General features: G+C 40.5%; 11 protein-coding genes and 1 pseudogene. 9 read left to right on the top strand and 3 right to left on the bottom strand.

All coding sequences use genetic code 11. The annotated features are described in order from the left end of the window. Window positions 1–11: 11 nt before the first annotated feature. Complete coding sequence (locus BMX79_RS07850) at window positions 12–659, bottom strand: YkyA family protein (RefSeq protein WP_091481190.1); 648 nt, start codon at window positions 657–659, stop codon at window positions 12–14. A gap of 206 nt (window positions 660–865) precedes the next feature. Between BMX79_RS07850 and lspA the strand changes: the two genes are divergently transcribed. The 3 genes from lspA to pyrR are packed head-to-tail and all read left to right on the top strand — an operon-like array spanning window position 866 to window position 2,806. Continuing rightward, on the top strand, window positions 866–1,336 hold the full coding sequence (lspA, locus tag BMX79_RS07855) for a signal peptidase II (RefSeq protein ID WP_091481192.1): 471 nt from the start codon (window positions 866–868) through the stop codon (window positions 1,334–1,336). 1 nt (window position 1,337) lies between these two features. Continuing rightward, complete coding sequence (locus BMX79_RS07860; protein ID WP_091481195.1) at window positions 1,338–2,243, top strand: RluA family pseudouridine synthase; 906 nt, start codon at window positions 1,338–1,340, stop codon at window positions 2,241–2,243. A gap of 17 nt (window positions 2,244–2,260) precedes the next feature. After that, entirely contained in the window at window positions 2,261–2,806 is a 546-nt protein-coding gene (gene pyrR / locus BMX79_RS07865; protein WP_091481198.1) for a bifunctional pyr operon transcriptional regulator/uracil phosphoribosyltransferase PyrR, read from the top strand. A 95-nt stretch (window positions 2,807–2,901) separates the two neighbouring features. On the opposite strand, the gene srtB is transcribed toward pyrR, so the two are convergent. Continuing rightward, window positions 2,902–3,720, bottom strand: coding sequence for a class B sortase (gene srtB / locus BMX79_RS07870; RefSeq protein WP_091481201.1), 819 nt, complete (start codon window positions 3,718–3,720; stop codon window positions 2,902–2,904). 553 nt (window positions 3,721–4,273) lie between these two features. Here srtB and BMX79_RS07875 point away from each other — a divergent pair. Then, window positions 4,274–4,921, top strand: coding sequence for a fasciclin domain-containing protein (locus tag BMX79_RS07875; RefSeq protein WP_218025364.1), 648 nt, complete (start codon window positions 4,274–4,276; stop codon window positions 4,919–4,921). Between the two features lie 58 nt (window positions 4,922–4,979). Here BMX79_RS07875 and BMX79_RS07880 read toward each other — a convergent pair whose 3' ends face one another. Further along, a complete protein-coding gene (locus tag BMX79_RS07880; RefSeq protein ID WP_091481206.1) occupies window positions 4,980–6,671 on the bottom strand; it encodes an NFACT RNA binding domain-containing protein in 1,692 nt (563 codons plus the stop codon). A gap of 160 nt (window positions 6,672–6,831) precedes the next feature. On the opposite strand from BMX79_RS07880, the gene BMX79_RS07885 reads away from it, so the two are divergent. The 5 genes and pseudogenes from BMX79_RS07885 to BMX79_RS12585 form a co-directional block, all read left to right on the top strand. After that, window positions 6,832–7,263, top strand: a complete 432-nt coding sequence (locus tag BMX79_RS07885; protein WP_091481208.1) for a MarR family winged helix-turn-helix transcriptional regulator — start codon at window positions 6,832–6,834, stop codon at window positions 7,261–7,263. Window positions 7,264–7,291: 28 nt separating this feature from the next. Further along, on the top strand, window positions 7,292–7,894 hold the full coding sequence (locus BMX79_RS07890) for an ECF transporter S component (RefSeq protein ID WP_246117659.1): 603 nt from the start codon (window positions 7,292–7,294) through the stop codon (window positions 7,892–7,894). 162 nt (window positions 7,895–8,056) lie between these two features. Beyond that, window positions 8,057–9,196 carry a zinc-dependent alcohol dehydrogenase gene (locus BMX79_RS07895; protein WP_091481210.1) on the top strand — a complete coding sequence of 380 codons (1,140 nt, stop codon included), beginning with the start codon at window positions 8,057–8,059 and terminating at the stop codon, window positions 9,194–9,196. Window positions 9,197–9,507: 311 nt separating this feature from the next. Beyond that, entirely contained in the window at window positions 9,508–10,224 is a 717-nt protein-coding gene (locus tag BMX79_RS07900; protein ID WP_091481213.1) for a YrrS family protein, read from the top strand. Between the two features lie 172 nt (window positions 10,225–10,396). Next, window positions 10,397–10,585: pseudogene (locus BMX79_RS12585) on the top strand (ISL3 family transposase); the annotation flags it as partial.

Genomic DNA, 10,585 nt, shown 5'->3' on the forward strand with positions numbered 1-10,585 from the left:
TCTTCTTCTCCTTATTCATCCTCAGTCAATTGGTTATCAATAGATGTCTGCAGCTGGTCTAAACTTTCACCAAAGTCTACCAGTGTCTCGTCAAGTACGAGCAGGTATTCTCTAAGTTCGTCACGTTCGTCATTAATTGATTGAATGCCGTCGACGAAGTCTTCATAAGTCGCGCCATTTTCAGATAAACTGACGAAATAGTTGTCCTGTGAAGAGAGGGTAGCCTGGTAATTTTCTCTATACTGGCTGAGCTGATCAGTAAAAGTATCGACGTCAGACATAACTGCATCGATTTCTGATTGATCCAGCAGTTCACCTTCATAAGTATCGAGCGTTGACTGGTGTTCGCTCATTTCTTCTTCATGTGCTGCTATGTTTTCCAGCACAGCTTCTCTGGATTCAATATTTTCGAATACCGGGGAAGAGCCATCACCTAAAGTAGTTAATTCATCATCCGATTCAAGTGTTTCACTGAAGCTATTCTGCAGATCAGTTTCCAGATCATATAAATGATTCAGTTCATCCGCAGTCTCTGTTCTTAATCGGTCCAGTTCCTGTGTGGCCTCCTGCATATCTTCTAAGTTCTCTCCATCATCGCACCCAGCTAAAAGTAAGGCCGTTGAGCTGACTGCTAAGTATGTCCATCGCTTTCGAATCATGTAGTGATCTCCTTTGTGGTTTATATATAAACTGTTACTTTTCGAGTATATCAGACTTCTTTATCTAATTAAACTATGATGGGTGTAATCGAGTTATTTTGTTTCTTTGATGAAGTAAGGGATTGAGAGAATCTTTCAGTAAAGGTAGGTTTCATCGCAAAAATATTGTACAATATGAGAGAGTCTACTAAAGAAAAGAGGATTTTATGATACTTTATTACACTTTGGCAGTTCTGATCATCGGACTGGACCAACTAACCAAGTATTTGACTGTTTCAACTATTCCATATAGAGAAACAATAGAATGGATACCAAATGTCCTGTCGTTTACTCATCATCGCAATACGGGAGCAGCCTGGAGTATACTTGAGGGCCAGATGCTGTTCTTTTACATCGTTACGGTTGTCGTTGTAGGTGTCGTCATTTATTATCTGCATACGTTAGGCAAGCAAGATATACTTATCGGCTTATCGCTCAGTATAATACTTGGAGGCGCAATTGGAAATTTCATCGACCGACTGATTCACCAGTATGTTGTTGATATGATCAAACTTGACTTCATCAATTTTCCGATCTTTAATATAGCAGATATTGCTTTATCGGTAGGAGTTGGACTGATGATCGTTTACCTTGTTATAGACGAGATTAGAAATCACAAGAAGAAAGTTGGACAATAGAATGACAGAAAGCTACACCTTTACTATTAAAAATGAATCAGGACGACTGGATAAGTTTCTGGCTGATCAGCTGCCGGATCATTCAAGATCTCAAATCCAAGGATGGATCAAGGATGAACAGGTTACCGTGAACAGTGAACCGTCAAAAGCAAATTATAAATTGCAGCAGGACGATGTTATTGCACTATCCATTCCTGAACCTGTAGAGATCGATGCACAGCCAGAAGACATAGCGATCGATATCGTGTATGAGGATAAAGATGTCGTTGTTATCAACAAACCTCAGGGAATGGTGGTTCATCCATCTCTGGGGCATGAAAGTGGTACTCTGGTCAATGCTTTGCTCTATCATATTAAAGACTTATCAGGAATCAATGGAAAGATTAGACCCGGTATTGTCCACCGAATCGACAAGGATACATCTGGCCTTCTGATGGTCGCTAAAAATGATGTGGCTCACGAAAAACTGGCTGAACAGCTTCAAGATAAGACTGCCGGACGTGAATACATCGGGCTCGTCCATGGGGTCATTCAAAATGACCGTGGAACGATCGATGCTCCGATCGGACGCGACCCTAAAAATCGTAAAAAATATAAAGTTGTCGAAAATGGAAAACCATCTGTAACTCATTTTGAAGTGATCGAACGGTTCAATGACTATACTCTATTAAAACTGAACCTGGAAACAGGGCGCACGCACCAAATCCGTGTTCATCTTGAATATATCGGATTCCGAATGGCTGGTGATCCACTGTACGGACCAAGAAAAACACTTGAAGGACCAGGACAGTTCCTGCATGCTGCCTCTTTACAGTTTGTCCATCCAACGTCGGGAGAAAGACTATCGTTTTCAGCTCCACTGCCAGAATCATTTGAACAAACACTTGATTACATCAGAAGACTGTAACCGAAAGGAGACTATTCATGTCAAAAGTCGTATCAATTTTAGATGAAGTGGCCTTGAACAGGGCGCTTACACGAATTTCCTACGAGATCATCGAGCGAAATAAAGGGATAGACAATGTCCTTCTAGCCGGAATAAAAACAAGAGGGGTCTATATTGCCAACAGAATTGCCTCTAAAATTTCTGAAATAGAAGGTCAGAACATACCAGTTGGTGAACTTGACATCACCCTCTACCGTGATGACCGTCATTTTCCCGAAGAAGTGGATGATCCTGAAGTAAAAGGCCAAATTTTCCCTGTTTCTGTTAAAGGAAAAGTAGTAATCCTGGTCGATGATGTCATTTATACAGGACGTACGATTCGAGCGGCAATGGATGCTGTGATCGACCTGGGCCGTCCCGAAAAAATCATGGTTGCTTCTCTAACAGACAGAGGGCACAGAGAAATTCCGATCAAAGCTGATTATATCGGAAAGAATATCCCCACATCAAAATCCGAGCAGGTTAAAGTATCTATGAAGGAAATCGACGGCAAAGATGCCGTAGAGATTATCAAACCAGACTAAAAAAAGAGAGAAGCCGTCTACAGCTGTATCAGCTGGAGATGGCTTCTCTTTTATATAGAAACAGAGGAATATGCAAGATAAAGGTTTAAACTGGATCAGTCTGTTACTTCAATGGCATGGACATAAATTCTTCCCTCATTAACTGTATAGTTACAGGATATCAAAGTCAGCAGTTTCTCATCACCAGTGAAGGATATGTCTTTATCATACAAAGATAGATCAGACAATTCACTCACGTAATCACTTAGCTCAGGGTTGAGGAACGACTCATTGATGAAATATGGGTCTGCCGGGGCAATGTGAACTGAAAATACTTCATATCTTCGTTCAGCAAACAGATCTTCAAGAACGATTGTCTGATCTGAATAGAAAAATTCTTCAGACAGGAAATGTTCAAGGTCCGCAAACATATGACCGTTTGGCGTGTAGTGCCCATATAAAATTGTATGCTGATCATAGCCCATACCTAAATTGCGGTAATCCATAAAAATCGATCCGAATGGGTGGCTGTCCTTATAAAAATCATGTTCAAGATAAAACTCATTGTCCCGTCCTTTAACTACTGGATAGTCGATTGCTGTGTTTGAGATGGACAACCAGCCTGTGAAATCAGGATTAATGGAGATGTAATCTGAAAATGAATTAGGAGCAAACTCATAAAGTAAAGGTTCTGTCTCAAGAAGGGGAGAGGACGCATCGATTTCTTCTGCTTCAATTTGGTTGGGATCCTCTATCTGTTCACTTCCATCAGTCATCATTGTCTCAGTAGAAGCCTGATTTGTGTCTATTGCTTCCATTTGTGAAAGGGAAGGGACTTGAGCGGGATTGGATTGTATATAGTAAGTTCTGATGGCAGAGAAAGCCTGGAAAAAAAAGGCAATCGCCAGAACTGAAAGAATCAGTTTCTTTTTCATAAAAACACTCCTAATAGAGAGGGTTAAAATAGTTAAAAAATAAAAACCGTTATTTTATGAATTCATTATATTCCAGAGGCTGAAAGAATGCAATTCAAGTGCTCCTGAATTTTTTATTTCAGTGAGAAGCTTTATTTGCCCTAATAATATTACAGATATGCTATTACTTGTACACAATTGATTTGGACATCACATTCAGAAGTTATCTTCATAAAAAAGTCACGAATTCATAGGAGTTTAAAATTGACATTGTTATTTTAAAGGTATAATATTCCTAGTGTAAGCTTGGTTGAGCTATTCTCATTCAGATAAACAGACAATAAAAAACTTCGAATTCGAAATGCTTATAAATTGACTTTGTTATTTAACAGGTATATCATACGAGTTGTAAAAGAGTTTGAACCGTTTACACTCGTATGATCTGCATGTAATCTAAATTAAGTTCAATTTATAAGTGTTTTAAAATGACTTTGTTATTTTATGTGTTTATTATTCTGGGTGTAGAATTGTTTCAAACAATTTTACTATCTGAATTACAAAGGAGAGAACCACCATGTCCAAAATGTTCAAAGTTTTACTGTCGTTCTTAACCGCGCTAGTACTCACAATTGGGATTGCCCCTACAGCATTCGCAGAAAGCCACGATGATCCTGGTACAATCGTAGATATTGCAGTTGGTAATGACGATTTCAGTATTCTTGTAGCAGCACTTCAGCAGGCAGAACTTGTTGAAACACTTCAAGGAGAAGGGCCATTCACAGTATTTGCACCAACTAATGATGCTTTTGCATCTTTACTTGATGCTCTTGGAGTAACAGCGGAAGAATTACTTGCACAACCAGATCTTGCAAACGTACTGACTTACCATGTCATTTCTGGACAAGTCATGGCTGGCGATCTGGAAGATGGACTGGAAGCTGAGACAGTTAATGGAGAAACCGTATCATTTGATCTGAGCGGAGACCCAATGGTAAATGACGCTAACATTATTCAAACAGATATTGAAGCATCAAACGGAGTTATTCACGTCATTGACACTGTACTCGTACCTTCTAACTTTACATTACAAGAAGTAGATATGGAAGAAGACGATGTACCTCAAACTGGTATTGAATCAAACATCGCTGTTCTTGCTGGTATGATCATGACTGCTGGTGCATTCGTATTCGTACTAACTAAAAAATCTGCTGAAAGCAAATAAGCTTCTCACATAAATACAAAGGACCGGGTGACTACTTAACGTAATCACCCGGTCTTCTCTATGCTTTTAATGCTCGTACAGATTCTGCGCTTGGAGTGACAAAATACGTACTCTGACCCTCATAAATAACATAACCTGGTTTAGCACCATTCGGTTTTTTTATCTGGCGAACCTGAACGACATCCACTGGAACTGAAGAAGACAGGCGATACTTACTGTAATATGCAGCCAGTACACAGGCTTCTTCTATGGTCTGTTCACTTGGCTCACTGTCTTCAATAATAACATGTGAGCCTGGAATGTCTTTGGCATGAGCCCACCAATGAGATTTTCTTGCTTTTTTCAGTGTCAGTTCATCATTTTGAGTATTGTTCTTTCCAACAAGAATCGATGTACCATCGGAAGAAGTGAAAGCCTCAGGTTTTGACTTCTTTGGCTTTTTCTTTTTACTGCTGCGTTTCTTCAAATACCCGCCATCACGCAATTCCTGTCTGATATCATCCAGGTCAGAAATAGAGGCAATAGACAGCTGTGTGAGCAGTGTATCAAAATAAGCCATTTCAGCTTGCGTAGCAGTGATCTGTTGTGAGAGGTGAGTCTTGGCATTCTTTAACTTCTGATATTTAGAGAAAAATTTCTGTGCGTTTTCTGCTGGTGTCTTCTGAGGGTCCAGGTGAATTGATATCATCTGGTTTTCTTCATAAAAATTAGGCAAGTCGACCTTTTCCTGCCCCTTATTCACCTCATGAAGATAGGCAGTCAGCACTTCTCCTTTAACACGTAGTTGATCAGCTTTTTCAGTGTCCTTTAGCTCTTTTTCAAGCTTTGCCAGTTTTTTCTCGTTCTTCTGATAAAAAGTATTAACGAGTTGAGTCAGGTCATTAGCCTGCTGATTGACCCGGTCACGCTCACTTTTATCCTGGAAATAGCGGTCCATCAGGCTACTCAAGGAATCGTAACTAATACGCTCTCCTTCAATTGAATGGTAGTCAAAAGGCTTGAAGGTCTCATTATTACCATTCTTAATCAATGTCGGTTGAACGCGTTCAGGACTGAACATCTGCATGAACTGCTGATAAACTGCTTTAGGAGAATCTTCTGTATGAGTTTCCATACGATGGACAAGCTCTACAGCCGAATCTTTACCGAATCCCTGCAAGGTTGACTGAACCCATTTAATCTTGTCTTTAGTATTTAATTCTGAAACAGGGAAAGGTCCATCAAATTTAAACGGATCATATTTATTTTGATCAGGTGCTGGACGATATTCAGCGCCAGGTAGCAATGTACGGTAAGTATTCTGACTAGCCGGTACATGCCTGATCGCATCAATCAGCTTATTATCTGGTGTATTGACCAGCAGGATATTACTGTGACGTCCCATTATTTCAACGATGAGAGAAAGGTGTTCCATATCGCCAAGCTCGTTTCTGCTCTTGAATGAAAAGATGAGCTGACGATCATTTTCTTTCTGAGTGATCGACTCGATAACTGCTCCATCTAAATATTTTCTTAAAATCATGCAGTAATGAGGGGGACTGTCAGGATTCTCAAAAGGAATCGTAGTCAGCTGAACTCGGGCATACTGTGGATGGGCAGACAATAGAAGAGACACGTTTTTTCTGTTGGCTCTGATTTTCAGAATGATTTCATTTTCATAAGGCTGTTGTATTTTTGATATGCGGCCGCCCTCACATGTTTCTTTCAATTCATCTGTAAGAGCATGGACAAATAACCCGTCAAAAGACATTCAAAAAACTCCTTTCATTGTGCAAAGTCTTCTATAGTATAGCACTTTTTCCGAGACATCAACAATTGTATTAAAAGGATTGCTGAATAGAATAAAGCATGTTATAGTTGACGTGTACAATTGTTTGTTACTTTTTTTATATACAGAGAGGGGTAATTGAATGGAATCTCCAGGCAATACAGATGCACTGCTCGAAAAGGTTACGGAAATGAATCAGCTCTATAAGCAGGTAGCTGAACTTATACTTCAAGAACATGGTCTATCCAGCTCAGCAATCAATCTGATTAAACTGATCGGTGACGATGAGTATACATTAAAAGACATTACTCAAAAAAGCCGACTGGATAAATCAACCGTCAGCCGTCAGATGAATGCCCTTGTCAAAAAAGAATTCGTAACAAAGACGACCGGAGAAGATAAAAGGTATGCTTATTTTACATTGACGGATAAAGCCCTGAACGTATTCTCCAAATATCATAATCACCTTGAAGATAAATTCGAGTCCATTCTTTCCGGTTGGACCGAAGAAGAGGTCCATATGCTGACGGTTCTGATCGGGAGACTGAACCGGAGTATGACCAACCGCACATAATAGAAAAGGTAAGAGAAGAGGAAAACGAATGCTAACTAACAAGAAAATGTCTAAACCCCATCGTATCGCCTTACTGGGGATTCTTACTGCAATCATACTGATTCAGAACTTTGTGCCGTTTCTGGGGAATATTCCAATTCCACCGCTCAATCCGACGATCATACATATCACAGTCATTGTTGCAACGTTGACTATGAGTACGACAGACGGAATCATTATCGGTGCAGTCTGGGGAATCACTCGAATGATACGTGCCTATACTATGCCGGCAACGCCCCTGGATCTTTTGCTCTGGACACATCCAATGATTGCTCTCGTTCCTAGAATGCTGATCGGACTGTTTACAGGTCTGTCATATCGTCTATCACATAGACTGTTTCCAAAGAGAGATAAGGTAGCACTCGCTAGTGCTTCGGTCGTCGGATCGTTTACAAACACAATTTTCGTCCTGTTCTTTATCTATCTGTTTTTTGGAGAGACTTACGCACAAGCCATTGATGTAGACATCAGCAATCTGGCCGGTGCTTTGGCTGTCATCGTTGGAACGAATGGAGTAGCAGAAGCTATTGCAGCTGCTATCATTGCTCCTCTAGTAACGATCCCACTTAGAAAGATTACGATGAAAAAATAATTCTTGATTAATGACTCTTTATTAGGCTCTTTTCCTTTTATTTTCTAAGGAAAAGCGGACTGATGAAGAGTTTTCTTTATAAATAATAAGTGTTATCGTTTTCAATGTAAATGAATTGGTGGTACTGTAATTCTGTTAAATACGTTGAAAAGGAGTTTTACAATGAGAGCAGTAACGTTTCAAGGTAAAGAAAAGATAGCCGTCACAACCGTTCCTGATCCCAAGATTCTGGAACCGACAGATGCCATTATTCGTGTAACCTCAACAGCGATCTGCGGATCCGATCTACATTTGTATCACCACGGCAATCTGGTGCTGGATGATGATTACGTCATCGGGCATGAGCCAATGGGAGTAGTCGAAGAGGTCGGTCCGGATGTCAAGAACTTAAAAGTTGGGGACAGAATTGTTGTTCCTTTCAATGTCAGCTGTGGACATTGTCATTTCTGTGAGAATGATATGGAAAGTCAATGTGACAACTCAAATAAAAATCCGGAAACCGATTATGGTGGATTGTTTGGATTCGGAAAACTGAATGGGGATTACCCAGGTGGGCAGGCAGAATTTCTGCGTGTACCTTATGCAGATCAGAACTCGTTCAAAATACCCGATCAGTCAGTGCCTGATGAAAAAGTTCTTTTCCTATCAGACATTGTTCCTACAGCTTACTGGAGTGTGGAACATTCAGGTGTGAAAAAAGGTGACACGGTCATCGTACTGGGATCAGGACCTGTTGGACTGTTGGCTCAGAAATTTGCCAAGCTGAAAGGTGCAGAACGTGTGATTGCGGTCGACTGCGTGCCTAATCGTCTGGAGTATTCAGCCAAGAAAATCGGTGTAGAAACATTGAACTTTGAAGAAGTGGATCTACCGAGTCTGGCGTTGAAAGACATGACCAACGGCGGAGCAGATGTTGTCATTGACTGTGTGGGTATGGACGGAAAAGAGCGTAAAATCGAGAAGGTTACCAATTTAATTTCAGCACAGAGGGGAACAACTAGTCCTCTGGAAATGGCTAGTATTGCCGTGAAGAAATTTGGAACGATCATGGTGACAGGTGTATACTTGACTCCAGGATCAAATTTCCCGATCAATAATATTTTCGCCAGAAACATCACACTGAAGACTGGACAGACGCCTGTGCCTCATCTCATGCCGAAACTCTACGACATGATCATGAAAGGCGACATTGATCCAAGTGACATTATTACGCATGTCATGCCTATGGAACAAGCCTCTACTGCCTATGATCTGTTTGACAAAAAGGAAGACAACAACATCAAGTTTGTTCTGAAACCATAAACCGTTCATGCTCAGTCCGTTCATGCTCAGTCCGTTCTGCGAGGGGATGCCCCCTTCAGAACGGGCTTTTTTTGCGGTTGATCTTACTAAACTGCAATTGATTTATCTGTTTAAGGTGTTGAATTCAGACTAATATTTTCTCCAATTCTTCAATTAACCTGTATCTTTAAGTAAACTAAGTTATTTGATATGCGTTTGTCAGTTTTGTATCCGATTTGTCATGTCCTGACTCTATCCATTGTGCTACACTTTTTATCAGTGGTATAATTTACTGAGTATCATTAACTACTTGTTATGGAGGCAACCGAAATATGAAACAGACACGAACAAATAGAAAGAATAATTCACCAAATACACCAAAAGGGCCAAAGAACAATACGCCTGAAAAAATCTATTACGGAATCATAGCAGTACTGCTGGTTGTGCTGATAGGCATAATGGTATTCATATTTATGAATCGTGAATCAGCAGTCGACTTTGATGCTGACACCGGGACACCTGATTCAGAAATCCTGACTGATACTGAAGAAGAGGATGAAGAAGAAGTAGACCCGGAAGAAGAACCAGATGATGAAGACGACGTAGAAGAAGAACCCGCCGAGGAAGATCAGAATGGTAATGGCGAAGAAGAAGCCACTGATACTGATGAAGAACCCGGCGATGATTCTGACGATGAGACTGCTGAAGAGACTGAAGACGAAACAGAGGAAGATGAAGAAGATACATCAGATGAGACGAGCTTTGAAGTTACTGAAGATGCACCGCTTGATGAAAGTCACAACACGAACTACAGCGAAGGGTCAAGCGACCGTGTAGCAATCGCCAATGCTGTATCATCTGTGACTGGGCTGAACCAGAGTGATATGATCACTTGGCGTGTAGGGAACAACGGTCCTGGACAAGTCTTTGCAGTCATGTCCGACAGCGGCCGTAACGATGTGTACCGTGTGCTCCTTCAGTTCGGAGACGGTCAGTGGCACGTGACTAGTGTAGAGGAGCTTGCAGAAGTCCCTGCAGAATTTAGATAACTGCTAACTTATTTAATTTAATCGATTAAGACCTGCCTGACAAATAGGGGTTGTACAATAAATGACGTTGGTGAGATTAACTCACTAACGTCATTTTTTTAGATATTAGAAAACAAGTGAGTTCTCCTGTAGAATAATAGTCGACGAAAACATCACCTAAGGAGGAACTCACTTGCCTACTTCAAATGATATGCAAAAAGTGCTCGATATTCAAGATAAAAATCTCATATTTAAAGATGATTGTGTCACCTACGGTGTTTTGAAAGGGCGAAAAGTTAAATATATCGATTGTACTCTAAGCTATACACCAGCCGAATGCGAGAAGTGTCACGCTCCGAACAATGATTACAGTATCTATAAA

This window comes from Alkalibacterium pelagium (genome assembly GCF_900109325.1).
Taxonomy (GTDB): Bacteria; Bacillota; Bacilli; order Lactobacillales; family Carnobacteriaceae_A; genus Alkalibacterium; species Alkalibacterium pelagium.